Here is a 21922-nt window from a genome sequence, read left to right on the forward strand (position 1 = left end):
ACCCATGAGCGAGCGCCTGCAGCCCGGCGACACCGCCCCCGCCTTCGCCCTCCCGGACGCCGACGGCAAGGAGATCTCCCTCGCCGACTTCGCGGGCCGCAAGGTCGTCGTCTACTTCTACCCCGCCGCCCTCACCCCGGGCTGCACCAAGCAGGCCTGCGACTTCACCGACAACCTGCAGGTCCTGGCCGACGCCGGGTACGAGGTCGTCGGCGTCTCGCCGGACAAGCCGGAGAAGCTGGCCGCGTTCCGCGAGAAGGAGGACCTCAAGGTCACGCTCGTCGGCGATCCCTCCAAGGAGACCCTGAGGGCTTACGGCGCCTTCGGCGAGAAGCAGATGTACGGCAAGACCGTGACCGGCGTGATCCGCTCCACGATCGTCGTCGACGAGAAGGGCGCGGTGGAGCACGCCTTCTACAACGTGCGGGCGACCGGGCACGTGGCCAAGCTCATGCGCGACCTCGGCATCGCCGCCTCCTGACCCGGACACGGCGCCCCCGTTCGGCGTAACCGATCGCTCACGCGTTCGTTGAGTCGAACGGGGGGAGGGTTCGCCGACATGCCCTCCGCGGCCAAGGGAGGGAATCATGACGTATCCGTACACACGCGAGGCCACCGCAGACGCCGCGACGGCGGCCGGGGCATGCACGGAGGCGCTCCCCCGCCCCCCGGGCGAGCGGGCGAGACTGGCCGACGCCGTGGCGCGGTCCTCGAGTTGGGCCGAGCTCATGCGCACGTTGAACGTGACACCGAGTGGTGGCAGGCGGCGCACTATCCAGCGGAAGGTCCTCGAGTACGGCCTCGATACCGCCCACTTCAAACAGCGCAGCCCCTGGCGGAAGTACTCCGACGCGGCCATCGCCGACGCCGTGGCCACGTCGCGTTCCCTGCGGGAAGTCGCGTGCAGGCTGGGGGCCCGGCCCGCGAGCGGCACGCTCTCCCACCTGAGCCGCCGCATCGCCGCTGCGGGGATCGACGTCAGAAACCTCCCCGGGCTGAGCCGACCACAACTCCACGTGCAGATCTCCGAGGCGGAGCTGCGGCGAGAGGCCGCCCGATGCTCCAGCGTACGAGCCCTCGCTCGCCGTCTCGACCTCGCCGACGACGGCGCGACGCGTGCCTGCCTGCGCCGCGCACTGCAGCAGGCGGGCGTGGACGTCAGTCACTTCAGTCATGCCCGGATCGCCCTTCCGGAGGCGCGGCTGCGGGAGGCCGTGGCGGCGAACACCAGCGTGGCGGGCGTCGTCCGCGCCATGGGCCTGCCGGAGAACAACGCGAGCTGGCACAAGGTCCGGCGCTCCATCACCCGCGCAGGAATCGACACCGGTCACTTCCGGCGTCGGCCCCGCAGCTCCCCGGACGTTCCGCCCGTGCGGCCGAGGTCGGGAGCCGAGAACGTCCTGCGGGTCACCCCGGCCGGGAGCCCGCGCACGAGCCGTCCCCGCCTGCGGCAGGCACTCGATGCCGTGGGTATCAAGTACGCCTGCGGCCGCTGCGGCAACCGCGGCGCGTGGCAGGGCGAACCGCTCACCCTGCACATCGACCACGTCAACGGTGACTGGCACGACAACCGCCGGGAGAACCTGCGGTACCTGTGCCCGAACTGCCATGCCCTCACGGACACGTACTGCGGGAGGAACCGACGCACCGCACGGCTTCAGCTGACCCGCTCTCCCGAGTCTCCCGAGCCCGCAAAGAGAGACGAGACCGTAGACGATACGATGCCTCCCACCGGCGGCGGTGGCGCAGAGGCGACGCAGCAGGTTTAGGTCCTGTGGCCCGTGAGGGCTTGAGGGTTCGAATCCCTTCCGCCGCACACTCCTCGCGCGGCCCCCGGTATCGGTTCACCAGGGGCCGCGCGCCGCGTCAGCCGAGGAGTTCGCGGATGGCCGGGGCGAGGGCACGGAAGGCTCGACCGCGGTGGCTGATGGCGTTCTTCTCCTCCGGCGTCAGCTCCGCGCAGGTGCGCGTCTCCCCGTCCGGCTGGAGGATCGGGTCGTAGCCGAAGCCACCCGCGCCGACGGGGGTGTGGCGCAGGGTGCCGCGCAGCCGCCCCTCGACGACGCGTTCGGTGCCGTCGGGCAGGGCGAGGGCCGCGGCGCAGGCGAAGTGGGCACCGCGGTGGGCGTGGTCGATGTCGGCGAGCTGGGCGAGCAGCAGGTCGAGGTTGGCCTTGTCGTCGCCGTGGCGGCCGGCCCACCGCGCGGAGAAGATGCCGGGCGCGCCGCCGAGGACGTCGACGCACAGCCCGGAGTCGTCGGCGACGGCCGGGAGGCCGGTGGCCCGGGCGAGTGTGTGCGCCTTGAGCAGGGCGTTCTCGGCGAAGGTGGTGCCGGTCTCCCTGACGTCGGGAATGTCGGGGTAGGCGTCGGCGCCGGTGAGGTCGGCGCTGAGGCCGGCCGCGCCGAGGATGGCGCGGAGCTCGGTGACCTTGTGGGCGTTGCGGGTGGCCAGGACGAGGCGGGGCGCGGCGGGCGAGGCGTCAGTCATGGAGGGCTCAGTTCGGGGTGCAGACGGAGGTCAGTTCGTTCGCGGCGTCGCCGACGGGGCTGACGTCGGGCACCTGGCCGTTGTCGAGGGAGGTGCGGGCGTTGTCGACGGCCTTGCGCATGTCGTCGACGGCGGCGGTCACGTCGGTGTCGCCGCTGTTCTCGGCTATCTGGTCGAGGTCGTCGTCGATGCGGTCGAGGGCCTCGGCGGCGGCGACCGGGTCCTCGCCGGCGTTGGAGACGGCGTCCTGGAGGTCGCCCACGCTCTCCGCGATCGCGGCCGCGGTGGTGGCGCAGCTGATGGCCTTCTCCACGGCGCTGCAGCCGATGAGTGCGGTGGCCGCGAGTGCGGCTGCGGCGACGGTGAGCAGGGTACGACGCACGTCGGGTCCTCTTTCGCTCGCTGGGAAGCCGGTCCGGCCGGACCGCTCGGGGTAAAGCCCCGGTAAAGGGTACGGTCCGGTACCGGCTGAGACGCCGCCGGGGGCGTGCTGGTTGCCCTGGTTACTGGGCGGCGAGGGCCTGCCGCTGAGCGCCGTCGAGCTGGGCGCAGCCCGCGACGGCGAGGTCGAGGAGGGCGTTGAGCTCGTCGCGGGCGAAGGGCTCGCCCTCGGCGGTGCCCTGGACTTCGACGAAGCGCCCGTCGCCGGTGCAGACGACGTTCATGTCGGTCTCGGCGCGGACGTCCTCCTCGTAGCAGAGGTCGGCGAGGGGGGCACCGTCGACGATGCCGACGCTGATGGCGGCGACGGTGCCGGTCAGGGGCTGGGCCTTGGCGCGGATGAGCTTGCGCTCCTGGCACCAGGAGACGGCGTCGGCGAGGGCGACGTAGGCACCGGTGATGGCGGCGGTGCGGGTGCCGCCGTCGGCCTGGAGGACGTCGCAGTCGAGGACGACGGTGTTCTCGCCGAGCGCCTTGAAGTCGACGACGGAGCGCAGTGAGCGGCCGATGAGCCGGGAGATCTCGTGGGTCCGCCCGCCGATCTTCCCGCGGACGGCCTCGCGGTCGCCGCGGGTGTTGGTGGCGCGCGGGAGCATCGCGTACTCGGCGGTGACCCAGCCCTGGCCGCTGCCCCGGCGCCAGCGCGGGACACCCTCGGTGACGCTGGCGGTGCAGAAGACCTTGGTGTCGCCGAAGGAGATGAGCACGGAGCCCTCGGCGTGCTTGCTCCAGTGCCGCTGAATGGTGACGGGGCGGAGCTGTTCGGCGCTGCGGCCGTCGATGCGTGACATGCCCCGAGCCTAGTAGGGAAAGCGGAAGGCCCGTTCCACGGGGGGAACGGGCCGGTGGGGGCGGGGCGCGCCTACATCATGTCCTCGATCTCCGCGGCGATCGGGTCGGCGTCGGTGCCGATGACGACCTGGACGGCGGTGCCCATCGTGACGACGCCGTGGGCTCCGGCGGCCTTGAGGGCGGTCTCGTTCACCTGTGAGGAGTCGAGGACCTCGGTGCGCAGGCGGGTGATGCAACCCTCGACCTCTTCGATGTTCTCGATGCCACCGAGCCCGGCGACGATCTTCTCAGCCTTGCTGGCCATGGGCTCTCTCCTGAGTCTCTACCGGGTGTCACCAGCCGTCAGATTGACACATTAACACACGGTTGGACCATGCTCGCGCGCATGGGGACGATTTGTCGCGAATGATGGCGTTCAGCAGGCTTCGTGGGCGCGGGCACCGCGCCCGCACGGCAGTGCGATGGGGCCGCGCCCATCGCCCGCAGGTCGAACCGGGAGAGCGCCGATGGGTTCCGAGGCCGACACCGCGCGGGACGACAGGCCGCGCCGCACCTGGCGGCAGGCGACGCTGCGGTCGCTGCAGAAGCTCGGGCGCAGCCTCCAGCTTCCGGTGGCGGCCCTGCCCGCCGCCGGGCTCGTCCTGCGGCTGGGCCAGCCGGACGTCCTCGGCGACGAGGGGCTCGGCTGGGACCGGCTGGCGGCCGTGTTCAGCGGGGCGGGGGCCGGCGTCATCGACAACATCGCGATCCTGTTCTGCGTCGGCGTCGCGATCGGGTTCGCCCGCAAGGCGGACGGTTCGACGGCCTTCGCCGCCGTCGTCGCCTACCTCGTCTTCGTCAACATCCTGGAGAGCGCCTTCACCGACCCCGTCACCGGGGAGCCGGTCAGCCCGGGGGTGCTCGGCGGGGTCGTGCTCGGCGTCGTCACGGCCAAGGTGTGGGAGCGCTACCACCGCACCCGGCTGCCGGACTGGCTCGGCTTCTTCAGCGGCCGTCGCTTCGTCCCCGTCGTGATGTCTCTCCTCGCCCTCGTGCTGGCCGTGGGCTTCGGGTACTGCTGGGCGCCGGTCGGCAACGCGCTGGACAGCACGGCCGAGAGCCTGTCGGACCTCGGGGCGTGGGGGTCCGGGGTCTTCGGCGTGCTGAACCGGCTGCTCATCCCGTTCGGGATGCACATGCTGATCAACACGTTCGCCTGGTACCAGTTCGGTGAGTACACGGACGAGGAGGGCGAGACCGTCAACGGCGACTTCTTCCGCTTCCTGGCCGGCGACCCGGACGCGGGGATGTTCATGACGGGCTTCTACCCGATCATGATGTTCGCCCTGCCCGCCGCCGCCCTCGCGATCGCGCACTGCGCGCGCCCCGAGCGCCGCAAGGCCGTCACCGGCATGATGCTCTCGCTCGCGCTGACCTCGTTCGTCACCGGGGTGACGGAGCCCATCGAGTTCTCCTTCGTTTACCTGGCCCCCGCGCTCTACGGCATCCACGCCCTGCTGACGGGCGTCTCGATGGCGGTGACGTGGGCGCTGGGCATCCGGGAGGGCTTCACGTTCTCCGCCGGGCTCTTCGACTACGTGCTGAACTACGGCGAGGCCACGAAGCCCTGGCTGATCATCCCCGTCGGTCTCTGCTTCGCGGTGGTCTACTACGTGCTCTTCCGCGTGGTGATCCTGCGGTTCGACCTCAAGACCCCGGGCCGGGAGTCCGACGAGGAGATCGCCGCGATGGAACGGGAGAACCTGCGGTAGGGGGCCGGGCCCACCGGGCCGGCGGCGGCGTCAGAACGCGTAGACCGCGCCGGGGCGGGCCAGCTCCACCGGGCCGTCGAAGACGGCCTGAGCATCCCGCAGGTTGACCTGGGCGTCCGTCCACGGCGGCACATGGGTCAGGACGAGCCGGGAGACCCCGGCGCGCTTGGCCGTCTCCCCGGCCTCGCGGCCGTTGAGGTGCAGCCCGGGGATGTCCTCCTTGCCGTGGGTGAAGGAGGCCTCGCACAGGAAGAGGTCGGCGCCCCGCGCCAGCTCCTCCAGCACGGGGGTCTCCCCGGTGTCGCCCGAGTACGTCAGGACGGAGTCACCGTGCTCGACGCGGAACCCGTACGCCTCGACGGGGTGGTCCACCAGGGCGGTGTGCACGCGGAACGGGCCGAGGTCGAGGACGGCGCCGTCGGTCAGGGTCCGGAAGTCGAAGACCTCACGCATCGCCGTCTCGGACGGGGTGTCGGCGTGGGCGGTGGTCAGCCGCTCCTCCGTGCCGGCCGGGCCGTAGACCGGGAGTGCCGCGCAGCGCCCGCCCTCGAAACGGAAGTAGCGGACGACGAAGTAGGCGCACATGTCGATGCAGTGGTCGGCGTGCAGATGGCTCAGGACGATCGCGTCGAGGTCGTAGAGCCCGCAGTGGCGCTGCAGTTCGCCGAGGGCCCCGTTGCCCATGTCGAGCAGCAGTCGGTAACCGTCGGCCTCGACGAGGTAGCTCGAACAGGCCGACTCCGCGGACGGGAACGAACCCGAGCAGCCGACGACGGTGAGCTTCATAGGGGTGGGAACCTCCGCGCAGCCCGGTAGGGGAGTCTCCGAGCGTAAGGGGCACCGGCTGCCCTCGCTCCTCAGGAACGCCACGGTGTGGGCGGAATCACCAGCGCGAGGGATGTCCCCCGCCGGAAGTGCGAGCAGGGTTCGGACGGCTCCGGCGGCCCTGTCCGGACGGCCGCGGCACCGCGCGGGCAGGGCCCGGGGGCTGCCCGTCAGGCCCAGAGCTGCCCGTGGAGCCGGGCGACGGCCTCCTCCGTGGAGGAGGCGGTGTAGATGCCGGTGGACAGGTACTTCCAGCCGCCGTCGGCCACGATGAAGACGATGTCCGCGGACTCCCCGGCCCGCAGTGCCTTGCGGCCCACGCCGATGGCCGCGTGCAGCGCCGCCCCCGTGGAGACCCCGGCGAAGATTCCCTCCTCGGCGAGCAGCTCGCGGGTGCGGGTGACGGCGTCCTCGGAGCCCACCGAGAACCGGGAGGTGAGTACGGAGGCGTCGTACAGCTCGGGCACGAAGCCCTCGTCCAGGTTGCGCAGACCGTAGACCAGGTCGTCGTAGCGCGGCTCTGCGGCGACGATCTGGACGTCCGGCCTGTGCTCCCGCAGGTAGCGCCCCGCGCCCATGAGGGTGCCGGTGGTGCCGAGCCCGGCGACGAAGTGCGTGATCGAGGGCAGGTCCGCGAGGATCTCCGGGCCGGTGGTGGCGTAGTGCGCGCCCGCGTTGTCCGGGTTGCCGTACTGGTAGAGCATCACCCAGTCGGGGTGCTCGGCGGCCAGCTCCTTGGCGACGCGCACCGCGGTGTTGGAGCCGCCGGCGGCCGGCGAGGAGATGATCTCGGCACCCCACATGGCGAGCAGCTCGCGGCGCTCCTCGCTGGTGTTCTCGGGCATGACGCACACGATGCGGTAGCCCTTGAGCTTGGCGGCCATGGCCAGCGAGATGCCGGTGTTGCCCGAGGTGGGCTCCAGGATGGTGCAGCCGGGGGTGAGGCGGCCGTCCTTCTCCGCCTGCTCGATCATGTGCAGGGCGGGGCGGTCCTTGACCGAGCCGGTCGGGTTGCGGTCCTCCAGCTTGGCCCAGATCCGGACGTCCTCGGACGGCGAGAGCCGCGGCAGCCGCACCAGGGGGGTGTTGCCGACCGCGGCCAGCGGCGCGTCGTAGCGCATCAGCGCATGCCTCCGGCGACGGCGGGGAGGATGGTGACGCTGTCCCCGTCGCCGAGCTTGGTGTTGATGCCGTCGAGGAAGCGGACGTCCTCGTCGTTGAGGTAGACGTTCACGAAGCGGCGCAGCTCGCCGCCGTCCACGAGCCGCTCCTGAATGCCGCTGTGCCGGGTCTCCAGGTCCTGGAAGAGCTCGGCGAGCGTGGCGCCGGCGCCCTCGACGGCCTTCTGGCCGTCGGTGTAGGTGCGGAGGATGGTCGGGATGCGGACCTCGATGGCCATGGGTGTGCTCCTGGTCGGTGGGAAAGGCTGGTGCGCGAGGGCGTACGGAGGTGTCGCGTCGGCAGCGCGGGGCGCGGCCGACGGCCTCAACACATGGCGCTGGAGAGGCGGCACAGGTCGACGTGCAGGCGCGCGACGAGCAGGCAGCCCGGGGCCTTGGTGTTCACGTCGTTGATAACCATGGGCACATCGTAGCGATTCCCGGACCCGCGATCGGACCGGCGTTTCATGATGCGGACGTTGGCGTCTCAGATCGCTCGGCCTCGGCGGCGGCCGATCCACGGGCCGACGTCTCGGCCGGTGTCTCCGTGGCGGGGGCGTAGGCGTCGACGATCTCGACCTCCTCCTCGCTCACCTCGCCGTCCACGATGCGGAACGAGCGGAAGGAGAAGGGGCCGTCCTCGTTGCCGCACTCGGCGGTGGAGACGAGGACGTAGTGCGCGCCGGGCTCGTTCGCGTAGCTGACGTCCGTGCGCGAGGGGTAGGCCTCGGTAGCGGTGTGGGAGTGGTAGATGACCACGGGCTCTTCGTCGCGGTCGTCCATGTCCCGGTAGAGCTTCAGCAGGTCCGTTGAGTCGAACTCGTAGAACGTGGGCGAGCGGGCGGCGTTGAGCATGGGGATGAACCGCTCGGGGCGCCCCTGCCCCACCGGGCCGGCGATGACGCCGCACGCCTCGTCCGGGTGGTCCTGCCGGGCGTGGGCCACGATCTGGTCGTGCAACGTTCGGTTGATGGTCAGCATGGGGACGAGGATACGCAGCCGGTCCGGGGCCGTCCGTGAGCTGTTCGACGCCCGGGACGAAGGGGCGTTTCCGCGGGCACCGCACACCGGAAAACGTCATTCCGCCTCCCCGGGGCGAATGCGGGATGTTTTCCGGTCACCATCGCCCGGAAAGCCGGATTCTCCGGCGACAATCCACCTCAGGCCCTTATCGAGGGTCGCTACAGGCAATCACCGGGCAACAGCGGACCGGACCGCAGAAAGGCGGGTGCCCCCTGCCCGGATTTCACCGGAAACAGGGGGCACCCGCCCGCGTCGGGCGAAAGGCACCGACCTGGAGGCCTCGGGGCCCGGGGACGTCAGCCCTTCTGGACGGAGGCGGAAGCGGCCTCCTCGGCCAGCTCCGCGGCCTCGATCTCCTCCTCCGACTCGCCCGCGTCGCGGCGGCGGACGTAGTTGAGGACCTTCTTCAGCTCCCGCTTCACGATCGGGCCGAGGAAGTACAGACCCAGGATGTTGAAGAGAGCGGCCATGAACAGCGTGGAGTCGGCCAGCGAGACCAGCGTGCCCAGGCCGAGCAGCGCACCGGAGACGATGATGATCGAGAACAGGACCTTGTAGACGAGGTCACCGGTCTTGCTGTGGCCGAAGAGGTAGCCCCAGCACTTGAGGCCGTAGTAGCCCCAGGTGATCACCGTGGAGAAGGCGAAGAGGACCACGGCCACGGTCAGCACGTAGGGGAACCAGGGCAGCGCGGTGTCGAAGGCGTCCGAGGTGATGGAGATACCGGCAGCGGTGCTGTCGTCGAACTCCCGGCCCTCGATGGCCGCGTCGCGCGTCGCCTGGTACTTCGGGCCACCCGCGATGATGATCGTCAGCGCCGTCATGGTGCAGATGACGACCGTGTCGATGAACGGCTCCAGCATGGCGACGAGACCCTCGGTGGCGGGGCGCTTCGTCTTCACCGCGGAGTGGGCGATGGGAGCGGAGCCGATGCCCGCCTCGTTGGAGAAGGCGGCCCGCTTGAAGCCGATGATCAGGGCGCCGATCACACCACCGGCGACACCCTCGGGGTTGAAGGCCTCGGTGACGATGGTGCCGAGGGCGTTGGGCACCTCGGTGACGTTGAAGCTGATGACCAGCAGACAGGCGATCACGTAGAGGATCGCCATGGAGGGCACCAGGCGGCTGGTGACGGCGCCGATGCTGCGCATGCCGCCGATGAGGACGAGGGCCACGAGGCCGGCGATGACCACGCCGTAGAAGAGGGCGCCGCCGCTGGTCGCGAAGACGCTGTCCTCCTCACCACCGGTGACGGAGACGACCTGCTCCAGCGACTGGTTGATCTGGAAGAGGTTGCCGCCGAAGAAGGTGAAGAACAGCAGGCTGAAGGCGGCGCCGAAGGCCAGCACCTTGCCCAGCACCGGCTTGCCCAGCTCCGCGAGCCCCTTGCGCAGGTAGAGCATGGGACCGCCGTTGACGGTGCCGTCCGCGTTGAACTCCCGGTACTTCACGCCGAGCGTGCACTCGACGAACTTGGTGGCCATGCCGAGGAGGCCGCACAGGATCATCCAGAAGGTGGCGCCGGGGCCGCCGATGGAGATCGCGATGGCGACGCCCGCGATGTTGCCGAGGCCGACCGTGCCCGAGACGGCCGAGGTCAGCGCCTGGAAGTGGTTGACCTCACCGGGGGCGTCCTTCTGGTCGTACTTGCCGCGCACCAGCCGGTAGGCGACCTTCAGGTGCCGGAACTGCGCGAGCCCGAAGTACGTGGAGAACACGAGACCGGCGACGACGAGCCAGCCGACGATGAGCGGGAAATCGGCTCCGAAGATGTTGACCGTGTAGAAGACGATTTCACCGAGGAAGTCGGCGACGGGTTCGAAGACGCCGTTCACGGCCTCGTCGACCGAATCGGTCCACGTGGTTTCGCTGGTTGCCATGGAAGACCTCTGCCTAGTGCGGCGGACGGTTGTGGGGGGTCACCGGCGGGGTTACCGGTGCTGGGGACCCAGGGAGACAGCGTGCACGCAAGGGGGTCGCCACGCAGTCTCCACCGAAATTCGCTCAGGCGTTAGCCCCGCGCAAAAATCGGATTGGCTGTTCCTACCACGCAGAGCGACGGAAGTCATGTGGCACGGATCACACGACCACATAACGGCCGGGTCACAGTCGGTATGAATCCAAAGATTTCGGTCATCCGATTCACAGAGTGACGATCGGAACACCGATTATCGACCCAAGATCGTTACTTTTTGTGATCTCCGCCGGTCGCGGGGGCACGGACAGCCCGGGATGCGGTCAACCCGCCCACGCGGCGATCGAGTTGGCGGCGGGGCGGGACCGGCTCACGGCATGAGCGTGGCGACCAGGGACTCCTGCAGGGCGCCCAGCCAGAGATAGGCCATGACGAGCGGCTTGCGCGGGTCGTCGTCGGACAGCCGGTAGAGGTCGTCGGCGTCGTCCTCGACCTCCAGCCGGGTGCCGATCGTCAGCCGCAGGTCGTTGAGCGCGCCCAGCCACTGACGCGACTCCTGCGGGGTCAGCGTGAGCACCGCCGCGCCGGAGCCCTCGGCCGGCCGCAGCGTGTCCAGGGTGTGGACGACGGCCAAGCCGTCCGCGCGCTTACGGTCGCGCAGCTCGTTCTCGGTGAAGCGGCGGAACTCGGCCCCGGCCTCCCGGGCCGCGCGGTCCTGCCGCTCCCCCGGGCCGGTGTAGGCGTCCGGGAAGAGCCGGGCGAGCGCCGGGTCGCTGGGCGGTTCGCTGGGGCCGTCCGCGAAGAGCTCCGCGAGCGGGTCGTCGCCCGCCTCCGCCTCGTCCCCGGGCCCGATGAGCTCCAGCAGCTGGACGGCGAGACTGCGCAGGATGGAGATCTCCAGCTCGTCCAGGCCGATCGCGGCACCGCCGGGCACGCTGGACGACGGTTCGAACTGCGCCGCCATCAGCGCTCCTGCTGGAGGGTCGCCCACAGGCCGTAGCCGTGCATCGCCTGCACGTCGCGCTCCATTTCCTCACGGGTACCGCTGGAGACGATCGCGCGGCCCTTGTGGTGGACGTCGAGCATGAGCCGGTGCGCCTTGTCCTTGGGATAGCCGAAGTAGGCCTGGAACACGTAGGTCACGTAGCTCATGAGGTTGACCGGGTCGTTGTGCACGACCGTCACCCAGGGGACGTCGGGCTCCGGTACCGCCTCGGCGGCCTCGCTCGCCTCGGTCCGTTCGATCTCCACGGGTACGGTCACGGGTTCCATGCTGCCACCGCCCCCGGGTGGGTGCGCAAACGGCCCGTGCCATCGGGGCGGCGCGGCGCCCACAGCGTCTCGAACACGCGCCCGACCAATATCGTCACTCTGACGAGATATGGAGTAGCATCGCTGTCATGGACGTTGCTGGAGAGCTGGGTCTGCCCGTCGCCGTGCCCTCGACGGCGCTGTTCACCGACCACTACGAACTGACCATGCTGCAGGCGGCGCTGCGCCACGGCACGGCGCACCGCCGCTGCGTGTTCGAGGTCTTCACCCGCCGGCTCCCGGAGGGCCGCCGCTACGGCGTCGTCGCGGGGACCGGGCGGGTCCTGGACGCCGTGGAGAACTTCCGCTTCGAGGAGGGCGTGCTGGACTTCCTGCGCGAGCGCCGCGTGGTGGACGAACCGACGCTGCGCTGGCTCGCCGACTACCGCTTCCAGGGGGACATCCGCGGCTATCCGGAGGGCGAGGTGTACTTCCCGGGCTCACCGGTACTCCAGGTGGAGGGCACCTTCGCCGAGTGCGTGCTGCTGGAGACGGTGATCCTCTCGATCCTCAACCACGACTCGGCCGTGGCCGCCGCGGCCTCCCGGATGGCCGTCGCGGCCGGCGGCCGGCCGCTGATCGAGATGGGGGCCCGCCGCACCCACGAGCTGTCGGCCGTCGCCGCCGCGCGGGCCGCGTACGTCGGCGGGTTCTCCTCGACGTCCGACCTGGCGGCGGGCTTCCGCTACGGCATTCCCACCGTGGGCACCAGTGCCCACGCCTTCACCCTGGTCCACGACACCGAGCGGGACGCCTTCGTCGCCCAGATCGCGTCCATGGGGCGCGGTACCACGCTGCTCGTGGACACCTACGACGTCGCCGCCGCCGTCCGGGCGGCCGTGGACGTCGCCGGGCCCGAGCTGGGCGCGGTGCGCATCGACTCGGGCGACCTGCTGATGCTCGGGCACCGGGTGCGCCGCCAGCTCGACGAGCTGGGCGCCCGGGACACCCGGATCATCGTCACCTCCGACCTCGACGAGTACGCCATCGCCTCGCTCGCCGCGGCGCCGGTGGACGCCTACGGCGTGGGCACCCGCCTGGTGACCGGGAGCGGCCATCCGACGAGCTCGATGGTCTACAAACTGGTCGCCCGGGCCGACGGCGACGGGCCGGACGCCCCGCTGCGTCCCGTGGCCAAGAGGTCTCTGGGCGGCAAGCTGTCGGTCGCCGGTGCCAAGTGGGCGGCGCGCCGGCCGGACGCCGAGGGGGTCGCCGAGGCCGAGGTGCTCGGCACCGGGCCGGTGCCACCGGAGCTGGCCGGGCACGAGCTGCGCGTCGAGCTGGTGCGCGGCGGGAAGGTTCTCGCCCGGGAGCCGCTGGACGTCCCGCGGGAGCGGCACCGGCGGGCCCGGGCCGGGCTGCCGCTGTCGGCGACGCAGCTCTCGCCGGGCGACCCGGTGCTGCCCACCGAGTACGTGCTGCCCCCGGCTTCCTGACGCGTGTCCCCGCGCCCGGAGAGGGGCGCGGGGACGTGGCGGCCGGGGCCTCAGGCAAGCCCCCTGCCGGGGCCGGGTGCTGCACTAGCCGGCCCTGCGCCTTCGCGCAGACCTCGCCAGCGCGGGGCGGGCCTACTCGCGCACCAGAACCTTGGGCTCCGGCTCGGCCTCGGGCCCGGGCGGGCCGCCCTCCCCGCTGATCCCGCGGAAGCCGCGCAGCGGGGCCGGGGCCCACCAGGTGGCCTTGCCGAAGACGGACATCAGCGCCGGGACGAGCAGGCAGCGCACGAGCGTCGCGTCGACGAGCACGGCCAGGGCCACCCCGAGGTCCAGCATCTTCGTGATGGTGATCTCGGAGGTGCCGATGACCACCAACACGATGGCGAGGATGACCGCCGCCGCGGTGATGACGCCGCCGGTCTGGGCGATGCCGGCGGCCACGGCCGCGCGATGGTCCCCGGTGCGGTCGTGGTTCTCCTTGATCCGCGACAGCACGAAGGCGCTGTAGTGCATCGAGAGGCCGAAGGTCATGCAGAACATGAGCACCGGCAGCGAGGTCTCGATGAACCCGGTGGCCGTGAAGCCGAGGACGCCGCTGAGGTTGCCGTCCTGGAGGACCCACACCGAGGCGCCGAACATGGCCGTCAGGCTGAGCGCGTTGAGCACGACGGCCTGGAGGGGCAGGACGAACGAGCCGGTCATCACGTAGACCATGAACAGGGTCACCACGAGGATGAACAGCAGTGCCCACGGGAGCAGCGTGGTCCAGCGTGGACAGCTCGGTCGCGAACGCGGCCACGTCGACTGTGCCGAACTCCGCCCCGAGGAAGGGGAGTCCGAGCAGGACGAGGAGGGCGGTGATGCCGACGGTCACCATGGGCCCCGGCGCATCGCGCCGCCCGCGAGCGCGCGCCAGCGCCGCTCGGCCGCCGCCTCGCGGGCGCCCCGGTCGCCCCGGACGCGCCGCCAGAGTCGACCCGGCGCCCGGTCCTTCGCCGCACGGGGTCGGGGACCCCTCAGGCGCGCAGGTCCTGGCGGCAGAGCCAGCCCAGGCGCGTGGCCAGCGCTCCGGCCTCGAACCGGCTCCGGGCGCCCAGCTCGTGCATGATCTTGGCCACGGTCCGGCTGACGGTGCGCTGGGAGACGTTCAGCAACTGGGCGATGCTCTCGTCGGTGTGCCCCTCGGCGAGCAGGCGCAGCACGTCCTGCGCGTGCTCGCCGGCCGGCACCCAGTGGTCCGCGGCCAACGGTGCGGCGTTTTCCCAGGTGCCGAGGAAGAAGAAGTGCAGCATACTGCCGATCTCCGGGCAGTGGCACACGCTGAGGTCACCGCCCCGCACCCCGCCGACCACCGCGGTACGGCTGTCGCCGAGCGTCACCTCGACGGGCACCCCGGCGGCCGTGCGGACCTCGACGCCCGAACGGTCCTGCCACAGCGCGTACGCGGCGATGCGCGGCTGGGCGAGCAGTTCCTCGTCCCAGACGACGCTGACCCGCACCCAGCGCCGGACGAGGGTGAGCAGCGCCGCCGCCTCCTGCCGGATCTCGCCGGGCAGCGGGGCCCGTTCGGAGCGGATCATCACCACGTCCCGGCGCGCGGCGGACAGCACGGCCTGGATGGTGGAGAAGCCGGCCGACGGGTGGGCGGAGACGGTGGCGGCGGGAACGGACGCCGCCTGCGCGGTGGGCGGTGTCCTGGGGGACGCGGGGCGCGGCCCGGCGGCCGCGACCACGGTGCAGGCCGTGGGAGAGCGGGAGGGTCGGTGGCCGGTGCGGGAAGTGGGGTACTGGGCGAAGTCAATGGCAGTCATCACCGTGTGCCTTTTCTCGCTGTTCTCGTGGACGCACAGGGGCGGGGAGGGCGCGGACGGGCACGACGGCGGACCACGACGGCCGCGAGCGGCCGGCGCAGCGCGCGGCCGCCCCGGCGTCTGCGGTACGTGGGGGCGTTCGTCGTTCACAGAGGCGGGCACGTTCCCACCGCGTCAGTCGGGCCGGTCCACTCCGTCGCGGAGGACTCTGCGGCCGGCTGTTGGCACACCGTCACTTTCCACGCCTGAAAAGCCTCCCCGTTAAGTGCCGTCCCGGGGAGTCCCGTTGACCAACTGTGCAGTAACCCCCCGGTGTTCCCCATGCTAGGGAGCAACTGCGAGATCTGCGCAGCAGAACCCCCATAGGCGTGTGAGACGTATGTAAGATCTTCGTTGTTACGTTGAACTGATGTTCTTTGCGCGGGGGCGAAGGACCGTCAACCCTCCGCTGCGTCATTCCCGATGACCGTCGGAGGACTCCATGAAGGCCCTGCTCGTCGAGGACGACAGCAGCGTCGCCGAGGCACTGACCGAAGCGCTGGGCCGGTACGGCTGGGACGTGCACCACGTCGCCACGGGCCGCGAGGCCCTCGCCGGGACCGGGCCCGGGAACATCCGGGCCGCCGGTGACGGCACCGGACCCGACATCGTCCTGCTGGACCTCAACCTGCCCGACATGGACGGCATCGAGGTCTGCCGCAGCCTCCGCTCGTCGTCCCGGGTGCCGATCATCGCGGTGACCGCCCGCTCCGGCGAGCTGGACAAGGTCCTGTGCCTGCGCGTCGGCGCCGACGACTACGTCGTCAAGCCCTACCGCATGCAGGAGCTGCTCGCCCGCATGACCGCCGTCCTGCGCCGCACCGGGACGCAGCACACCACCCCGTCCGAGCCCGTCATCACCGAGGGCGCCCTCACCATCGACCGCGCGCGGCGGATCGTGACCCTCGACGGCGACGTCGTCGAGCTCACCCGCAAGGAGTTCGACCTGCTCGCCCTGCTCGCCGCCTCGCCCACCCGGGTCTTCCCCCGGGAGCGGTTACTCGACGCCGTGTGGGATCAGCAGTGGCCCGGCAACTCCCGCTCGCTGGACGCGCACGTCGCCGCCATCCGGCGCAAGCTCGGCAGCCGCGAGTGGATCAGAACCTCCCGGGGTGTCGGCTTCAGCTTCGAACCACCGATCCCGGGGCCGAACCGCCCGCACCGGTGACCGTCCGCTCTCTTCCGTCCGAGAGGCCCGGCATGATCCCCCACACCGTCAGCACCCAGCCCCTGCGCGACGCCGCCGAGGTGACCGAGACCGCCCGCCGCCTCCTCGGGGACGAGGAGGGCGACGTCTTCTGCTACTGGAACGGCGGAGCCCTCGACGACCCCGTCCTCGACGTCCTCCGCGAGCCCGGCCTCCGGCTCCGCCGCGCGGCCGGGAGGACCCGCGTCGTGCTCCCCCACGCCGGCCTCCGGCTGCCCGACATCGCCGAGTCCATGGCCCGGCACGTCCAGGACGGCGTCGGGGTACGCCACAGCCCCCGGCTGCCCCCCGGCGCCCTCGTCCTCACCGCCGGGGGCGCCGTCCTCACCACGGGCCTCGGGGCCGGCACGCAGTACGTCCTGACCCGGGACTCCGCGGCGCTGCGCGCCCTCAGCGGCCTATCCGACCTGCTGTGGGAGCGGGCGGACCGCTATCACGAGGAGCGGGAGGAACCGCCCACCGAGTCCGAGCGCCAGCTGCTCGGCATGCTCGTCCGGGGGCTGACGGACCACGCCATCGCCCGGCAGCTCGGCCTCTCCGACCGGACGGTGCGCCGGGTCGTGGCCCAGCTCATGGACCGGCTGCGGGCACGGAGCCGTTTCGAGGCGGGCGCCCGCGCCGCCGAACGCGGCTGGATCTAGCCCGACGCTCCGCTCGCCGGCGGTTGTCGGGGAGCGGAACCGGACGGCCGTGCCGCCTCTCCCGCTCCGGGCGGGGCGGCCCTAGGCTCGAAGAGGAAGGACCCGGCCCTCGGGGCCGGATCGGTACGCCACCACCATCGAAGGGTCCCCATCATGCACCGCGCACTGATCGTCGTCGACGTGCAGAACGACTTCTGCGAAGGTGGCAGCCTCGCGGTGTCCGGCGGTGCCGCCGTCGCCGCCGCGATCACCGAGCTGGTGGGCGACGCGGCGGCCGGATACCGCCACGTCGTGGCCACCCGGGACCACCACATCGACCCGGGCGAGCACTTCTCCGCCCGGCCCGACCTCCAGCGCTCCTGGCCCGCGCACTGCGTCGCCGGGACGGAGGGCGTGGGCTTCCACCCCAGCTTCGCCCCGGTGATCGCCTCCGGCGCCGTCGACGCCGTCTTCAGCAAGGGCGCCTACACGGCGGCCTACAGCGGCTTCGAGGGCGCGGACGAGCACGGCGTCCTGCTGGCGCGGTGGCTGCGCGAGCGGGCCGTGAGCGAGGTGGACGTCGTGGGCATCGCGACGGACCACTGCGTCAGGGCGACGGCACTCGACGCGGCCCGCGAGGGCCTGCGCACCCGGGTGCTGCTCGACCTCACCGCGGCCGTCTCCGCCGAGACCGCCGAGAAGGCGATGGAGGAGCTGCGGAGCGTGGGCGTCGCCCTGAGCGGCAAGCCCGCGGCGGCCTGAGCCGCCGCGGACGGCCCCCGGCTCCGGGCCCCGCCCACACGGGCCCGGACCCCGGCTCCGGGTTCCGGGCCTCGCACACGGCCCGCGACGTCAGCCGCCCGCCACCGCGCCGTCCAGCGCGGTCTGCGGCCGCAGCAGGGCGCGTGCGGGCTGCCAGAAGGCCGCCGCCGTGCAGGGCGCGGGCTCCTCCCGCCACACCAGCCCGTCGGGGTGGTGCAGCACAGCGGTGACCTCGTCCGGCGTCGGTGGCTGCGCGTTGCCGCGCAGATACACGGCGCGCAGGCCGAGGTTCCGCAGCCGGGTCAGCGCACGGGCCCGGTTCGAGGCCCTGACCAGCACCCGGATGCGACGGGACCGGGCCCCGGCCGACTCCGGCAGACTCAGCGCCACGACGACGCTGCCGTCCGGCTGACGCGCGTATCCGCCTCCTGTCATGATCAACTCCCCCGTTTGGTGGTGTCCAGCGGTCACCACGCATTGAAGCGCGAACGGCCGCCGCCCGCTAGGGGGCGACGGCCGATCGCTTCATGACCTGCGGTCATTCCGATCCGTGAGGAACGGTGACGTCAGGTGAGGTTCACCACCACTGGGAGGGGCCGACCATGATCTGCATGTGCCGACCGTGCCACGGCTGGTCCAGGATGGTGATGCGCGTGTTGGTGTCGGGCACCTTCACGCTGTGGGTGGGGTTCTCCGCGGACCAGTAGGTGCCGTTCCGGTCGTCGAACACCGGGTTGGGCATCTTGGCGCTGATCTTCGCCGGCTCGCCACCCTTGTGCAGGGTCATGCCGTGCGTCGGGAACCAGCTGAACGTCGAGTCGTAGCCCTGGATGCGGTTGCGCATGGCCGTACCGTCCGACCACGTCTCCACACCGGCGTGGGCGTCGACGGGGAGGACCAGGCCCTCACCGGGGTGGACACCGACGTTGTTGTCGAGCTGCGAGGTGTCCCACAGCCAGACCAGCATGCCGCGCTCGTTGCTGAAGTGCTCGACCCAGTTCGGGCGGTCCGGGAAACCGAAGTTGTACGGACCGGTCTCCAGCGTCTTGTCGTAGCCCGTGTACTGGCGGTTCTCGACGATGTAGAACTGCGGGTAGGACTTGGTGAACGACTCGCCGATGCGGGTGTAGCCGTCCGCGGTCCAGCCCGCGTCGCCGTCCTCGGCACCGTCCTGGAAGAGGGTCGCGCCATCGGCGGTGATGGTGACCTCGTCGGCCGCGAAGCCCATCTCGGCCACGCCACCGTCGGTGCGGTAGAAGAACCGCAGGTCCACCTGCTGGCCGGCGTAGGCGTCCAGCGAGTAGGACAGGTCGGCCCAGCCGCCGGACTCGCCGTCCAGCGCCGGGGTGTCGCTGCCGTCGCGGCCGATCGGCTCACCGTTCTTGGTGCCGTCCAGCGCGGTCCAGGTCGCGCCACCGTCGGTGGAGACCTGCGTGTAGAGGTAGTCGTAACCGGCCTCGATCTCCCACCAGCCCTTGAGGTCCAGGGTGGCGGAGGTCTTGCCGGTCAGGTCCACCGAACGGGTCAGCGAGTTGGTGAGGTCGTCACCGCTCCCGCTCCACCACTGCATCGCACCGGCGGCCGGCTTGACGACGGTGGTGGTGACCTCCTTCTCGGGCAGCTCGACGACGACGCCCTGCTTGCCCTTGCGCTTCTGGCCGGGCTCGTCGGACTGCGGCGCGAGCTTGTGGAACGACGTCGTCGCGGCCTTGGCCGTGTCGTAGTCGAGCCAGCCGAGCTGCAGCTTGTCCCAGGCCGTCATCTCGCCGGCCCAGTCACCGATGGCGTCCTCGCCCTTGCCCAGCCAGGAACCCGAGGACATCAGCGACCAGTAGCCGACGGCGGACTCGCCGGTGCCGGAGGTGTCGTAGAGGTCCGGGAGACCGAGGTCGTGGGCGTACTCGTGGGTGAAGACACCCAGGCCGCCGTTCTCCGGCTGGACGGTGTAGTCACCGATCCACACGCCGGTGTCGCCGATCTCGGTGCCGCCGGCCTTGTTGTTGTCCGGGCCGGTGCTGCCGTAGTCGGTGCCGTAGGCGTACCAGCGGTGGGCCCAGATGGCGTTCTCGCCCTGCGCGCCGCCGCCGGCGGACTCGTCCTCACCGGCGTGGACGAACTGGAAGTGGTCCAGGTAGCCGTCCGGCTCGTTGAAGTCGCCGTCGCCGTCGTGGTCGTAGCGGTCCCAGACGTCGAACTCGGCGAGCTGCGCCTTGATGTCCTCGGTGCTCTTGCCCGCGGCCTTCTGCTGCTCGACCCAGGCGTTGGCACCGTCGCGGACCGCGTCCCACACCGTGGCACAGGTGGACTGGCCGCACTTGTTGTTGCCGTAACGGGCCTCGTTGTTGTCGACCTTGACCCAGTCGGTGACGTAGCCGTCGACGCTGTACCGGCCCGAGGACTGCGCCTCGAAGTAGGACTTCACGCTGCCGCGGCCGTCACCGAAGTAGATGTCGGTGAAATGCTCGCGGTTGAAGTCCTCCTGCCAGAGGGTGGTGTTGTCCTCGTCGCGGTCGGGCTCGGCGATCTGGTTGTGCAGCGGACCGGGGTTGCCGCCGTACTCCGGGTCGACCTGGTCGCCGAACTCGAGCAGGATGGTGAAGATCTTGTCGGTCTTCACCTGCTCCATCTCGACGAACTTGTTCTTGCCGAGCTTCATGACCTTGGAGCCGTTGCGCTCCTCCGGCTTCTGGCCCTTGGCCAGCGCCTCGAGGGCGGCCAGCTTCTGGCCCCTCTGCTGCTGCGTGAGCGGGCCCTCGAGGTCGTGGTCGACGTGGGCCGCCTTCGCCGACTGCGGATGCGTCGGCTCGTTCGCCGGCTCCTGAGCCTGCGCCCCGGTCGAGGGCAGCATGACGACTGCCGCGCTCATCGCGGCGACGGCGGTTGCCAGCGCCGCTGTCTTCGATCTTATGGATCGATTTGTTCTGATCACGGGTGTGATGTCCTCCCCTGCAAGTACGAGACTTGACGGGAGGCATTGGACAGGAGTGAAACAAGAAAAGACAGATCTTGTTTTAGACACGTCAAGCCGGTAGGTTGCGTTCCTGATCTACGCCTTGACGCAAACTGACCGCCGGGTGACGCTTTCTGGTCGTCGTCGGCGAGGGCGGGGGCCTCGCGGGCGACGTCGTGGTGACGACACGACTCCGTGCGCCCCCCGTGCACCGGCGCCGTGGGTTAGGTCATGCTTACCCAGCGTCCGGGGCGGGCATCTCGCATCGTAGAGTCGCTCGACGGCCGCCGATGACCAGACCGACGACGGCCGACACCCCCAAGGACGGATTCCGCCATGCCGCGCCCGAACCCCGCCCAGATCGCCTACGGTTCCGCGACTGTCGTGCTCTCAGCGGTCGTTCTCCTCCTCCTGACCCGGACGGAGTCCGGCACGGGGGCCGTGCTCATCGCGAGCGGTTCCCTCGTGCTCGGGCTGCTCGTCGCCCTCACCGCCCCCGCCCGGCAGCGGGCCACCGCCGACGCCGCGGGCCCGCACCCCTCCACCACCCCCGCGGCGGTGGGCCGTTCACACACCGAACAGCGTCTGCCGCAGCCCTCCCTGCGCCGCTGACCGCCCCCGGCCCGTGTTGACGTGACGATGTGCCGTGAAGGCGCTATGTCGACATGACGCCGGACAGGGCGTCAGGTCTGCACGACGACGGTCTTCGCCGCCTTGTCGTGGAGGCACTGGTGATAGGGCTCGTCCCAGGTGCACCACAGGACGTTGACGAGCCAGAAGACGAAGCCGAGGCAGGGCACGACCGTGGGCAGCGCGTACACCGCCGCCCGGAGCCAGCCGGGGTTCCCGGCGGGCACCGCGCCGTCCGCGAGCATGCCCACGCGGATGCTCATGGCCATCTTGCCGAGCGTCTGCCCCCGGGTCGTCAGCATCGCGCCCTCGTAGAGGAAGTAGACGAGAACGTAGATGACGGTCTGTGCGAAGCTCCCGCCGTCGTACGCGCCGCCGTCGCCGTCCATCGTCCAGGTGCCGAAGGCCAGCCCGGTGACGAGCAGCACCGGGATCGCGACGATCAGCCAGTCGATGATGCGCGCGAGAAGCCGCTTGCCCCGGGAGGCCAGCGGCGGCATCCCGGTCGGCGGCCCCGGCTGGCCGTAGGGGTACGGCCCCGGCGGCCCCGGCCCGTAGGGCCCGCCGCCGTACGGCCCCTCGCCGGACGCACCGCCCCCGTACGGTTCCCCGCCCGACGCACCGCCCCCGTAGGGCCCCCCGCCGGACGGCCCGCCCGGCTCCGGGGGCGGCGGGGCCTGCGGCGGCTTGCGGAACGGGTCCTCTTCCGGCGGCTCCCCACCGGGGCGCGGCTCGTCGGTGCTCATGGCCACGAGTGCA

The 21922-nt window shown here is 71.1% G+C and carries 23 protein-coding genes, 1 tRNA gene and 2 pseudogenes; 9 read left to right on the forward strand and 17 right to left on the reverse strand.

Annotation, left to right across the window (positions count from 1 at the left end):
* Positions 1-4 precede the first annotated feature (4 nt).
* From bcp to O7609_RS07020, 3 genes are all read left to right on the forward strand, one after another.
* A complete protein-coding gene (bcp, locus tag O7609_RS07010) occupies positions 5-481 on the forward strand; it encodes a thioredoxin-dependent thiol peroxidase (RefSeq protein WP_269734067.1) in 477 nt (158 codons plus the stop codon).
* Between the two features lie 106 nt (positions 482-587).
* Entirely contained in the window at positions 588-1769 is a 1182-nt protein-coding gene (locus O7609_RS07015; RefSeq protein ID WP_269743253.1) for an HNH endonuclease, read from the forward strand.
* Positions 1735-1816 (forward strand) — tRNA-Leu (locus tag O7609_RS07020). Before O7609_RS07015 ends, O7609_RS07020 begins: the two co-directional genes overlap by 35 nt.
* 50 nt (positions 1817-1866) lie before the next feature.
* Here O7609_RS07020 and rdgB read toward each other — a convergent pair.
* From rdgB to O7609_RS07040, 4 genes are all read right to left on the reverse strand, one after another.
* Entirely contained in the window at positions 1867-2490 is a 624-nt protein-coding gene (gene rdgB, locus O7609_RS07025; protein ID WP_269734069.1) for an RdgB/HAM1 family non-canonical purine NTP pyrophosphatase, read from the reverse strand.
* Between the two features lie 7 nt (positions 2491-2497).
* A complete protein-coding gene (locus O7609_RS07030) occupies positions 2498-2872 on the reverse strand; it encodes a hypothetical protein (RefSeq protein ID WP_269734070.1) in 375 nt (124 codons plus the stop codon).
* A gap of 121 nt (positions 2873-2993) precedes the next feature.
* Positions 2994-3722, reverse strand: coding sequence for a ribonuclease PH (rph, locus tag O7609_RS07035; RefSeq protein WP_269734071.1), 729 nt, complete (start codon positions 3720-3722; stop codon positions 2994-2996).
* Positions 3723-3793: 71 nt separating this feature from the next.
* Positions 3794-4027 (reverse strand): PTS glucose/sucrose transporter subunit IIB, encoded by a 234-nt coding sequence (locus tag O7609_RS07040; RefSeq protein ID WP_269734072.1) that lies wholly within the window; start codon positions 4025-4027, stop codon positions 3794-3796.
* A 202-nt stretch (positions 4028-4229) separates the two neighbouring features.
* Here O7609_RS07040 and O7609_RS07045 point away from each other — a divergent pair, with 202 nt between their 5' ends.
* Positions 4230-5474, forward strand: a complete 1245-nt coding sequence (locus tag O7609_RS07045; RefSeq protein ID WP_269743254.1) for a PTS transporter subunit EIIC — start codon at positions 4230-4232, stop codon at positions 5472-5474.
* A 30-nt stretch (positions 5475-5504) separates the two neighbouring features.
* Here O7609_RS07045 and O7609_RS07050 read toward each other — a convergent pair whose 3' ends face one another.
* The 8 genes and pseudogenes from O7609_RS07050 to clpS all read right to left on the reverse strand — a co-directional run bounded on the left by O7609_RS07050 (position 5505) and on the right by clpS (position 11669).
* On the reverse strand, positions 5505-6260 hold the full coding sequence (locus O7609_RS07050) for an MBL fold metallo-hydrolase (RefSeq protein WP_269734074.1): 756 nt from the start codon (positions 6258-6260) through the stop codon (positions 5505-5507).
* Between the two features lie 209 nt (positions 6261-6469).
* A complete protein-coding gene (locus O7609_RS07055; RefSeq protein ID WP_269734075.1) occupies positions 6470-7420 on the reverse strand; it encodes a PLP-dependent cysteine synthase family protein in 951 nt (316 codons plus the stop codon).
* Positions 7420-7698, reverse strand: coding sequence for a MoaD/ThiS family protein (locus O7609_RS07060; protein WP_219091699.1), 279 nt, complete (start codon positions 7696-7698; stop codon positions 7420-7422). Before O7609_RS07060 ends, O7609_RS07055 begins: the two co-directional genes overlap by 1 nt.
* Positions 7699-7784: 86 nt before the next feature.
* Entirely contained in the window at positions 7785-7880 is a 96-nt protein-coding gene (locus tag O7609_RS24590; protein WP_332328049.1) for a putative leader peptide, read from the reverse strand.
* A 134-nt stretch (positions 7881-8014) separates the two neighbouring features.
* Positions 8015-8440, reverse strand: a pseudogene (locus tag O7609_RS07065) (Mov34/MPN/PAD-1 family protein); the annotation flags it as partial.
* 338 nt (positions 8441-8778) lie between these two features.
* Complete coding sequence (locus O7609_RS07070) at positions 8779-10362, reverse strand: alanine/glycine:cation symporter family protein (protein ID WP_269743255.1); 1584 nt, start codon at positions 10360-10362, stop codon at positions 8779-8781.
* Between the two features lie 405 nt (positions 10363-10767).
* Positions 10768-11361: a DUF2017 domain-containing protein gene (locus O7609_RS07075; RefSeq protein ID WP_269734077.1), complete on the reverse strand. Its 594-nt coding sequence runs from the start codon at positions 11359-11361 to the stop codon at positions 10768-10770.
* Positions 11361-11669, reverse strand: coding sequence for an ATP-dependent Clp protease adapter ClpS (gene clpS, locus O7609_RS07080; RefSeq protein ID WP_219091702.1), 309 nt, complete (start codon positions 11667-11669; stop codon positions 11361-11363). Before clpS ends, O7609_RS07075 begins: the two co-directional genes overlap by 1 nt.
* A 128-nt stretch (positions 11670-11797) precedes the next feature.
* On the opposite strand from clpS, the gene O7609_RS07085 reads away from it, so the two are divergent.
* Positions 11798-13144 carry a nicotinate phosphoribosyltransferase gene (locus tag O7609_RS07085; RefSeq protein WP_269743256.1) on the forward strand — a complete coding sequence of 449 codons (1347 nt, stop codon included), beginning with the start codon at positions 11798-11800 and terminating at the stop codon, positions 13142-13144.
* Between the two features lie 132 nt (positions 13145-13276).
* On the opposite strand, the pseudogene O7609_RS07090 reads toward O7609_RS07085, so the two are convergent.
* Together O7609_RS07090 and O7609_RS07095 are read right to left on the reverse strand one after the other, a co-directional pair.
* Positions 13277-13900: pseudogene (locus O7609_RS07090) on the reverse strand (MMPL family transporter); the annotation flags it as partial.
* Between the two features lie 260 nt (positions 13901-14160).
* Positions 14161-14955: a helix-turn-helix transcriptional regulator gene (locus O7609_RS07095; protein ID WP_269743257.1), complete on the reverse strand. Its 795-nt coding sequence runs from the start codon at positions 14953-14955 to the stop codon at positions 14161-14163.
* A 481-nt stretch (positions 14956-15436) separates the two neighbouring features.
* On the opposite strand from O7609_RS07095, the gene O7609_RS07100 reads away from it, so the two are divergent.
* From O7609_RS07100 to O7609_RS07110, 3 genes are all read left to right on the forward strand, one after another.
* On the forward strand, positions 15437-16162 hold the full coding sequence (locus tag O7609_RS07100; RefSeq protein WP_269734080.1) for a response regulator transcription factor: 726 nt from the start codon (positions 15437-15439) through the stop codon (positions 16160-16162).
* A 32-nt stretch (positions 16163-16194) separates the two neighbouring features.
* Positions 16195-16842, forward strand: coding sequence for a helix-turn-helix transcriptional regulator (locus O7609_RS07105; protein WP_269743258.1), 648 nt, complete (start codon positions 16195-16197; stop codon positions 16840-16842).
* A 153-nt stretch (positions 16843-16995) separates the two neighbouring features.
* Positions 16996-17583, forward strand: coding sequence for an isochorismatase family protein (locus tag O7609_RS07110; protein WP_269734082.1), 588 nt, complete (start codon positions 16996-16998; stop codon positions 17581-17583).
* A 90-nt stretch (positions 17584-17673) separates the two neighbouring features.
* On the opposite strand, the gene O7609_RS07115 is transcribed toward O7609_RS07110, so the two are convergent.
* Both O7609_RS07115 and O7609_RS07120 read right to left on the reverse strand, forming a co-directional pair.
* Entirely contained in the window at positions 17674-18018 is a 345-nt protein-coding gene (locus tag O7609_RS07115) for a hypothetical protein (RefSeq protein WP_269734083.1), read from the reverse strand.
* 142 nt (positions 18019-18160) lie between these two features.
* Positions 18161-20449 (reverse strand): immune inhibitor A domain-containing protein, encoded by a 2289-nt coding sequence (locus tag O7609_RS07120; protein ID WP_269734084.1) that lies wholly within the window; start codon positions 20447-20449, stop codon positions 18161-18163.
* Between the two features lie 420 nt (positions 20450-20869).
* Here O7609_RS07120 and O7609_RS07125 point away from each other — a divergent pair, with 420 nt between their 5' ends.
* Positions 20870-21145, forward strand: coding sequence for a hypothetical protein (locus tag O7609_RS07125; protein ID WP_269734085.1), 276 nt, complete (start codon positions 20870-20872; stop codon positions 21143-21145).
* A gap of 71 nt (positions 21146-21216) precedes the next feature.
* Here the strand turns inward: O7609_RS07125 and O7609_RS07130 are convergent, their stop codons facing one another.
* Positions 21217-21909, reverse strand: coding sequence for an RDD family protein (locus O7609_RS07130; RefSeq protein ID WP_269743259.1), 693 nt, complete (start codon positions 21907-21909; stop codon positions 21217-21219).
* Positions 21910-21922 lie beyond the last annotated feature (13 nt).

It is taken from the genome of Streptomyces sp. WMMC1477 (genome assembly GCF_027460245.1).
GTDB lineage: Bacteria > Actinomycetota > Actinomycetes > Streptomycetales > Streptomycetaceae > Streptomyces.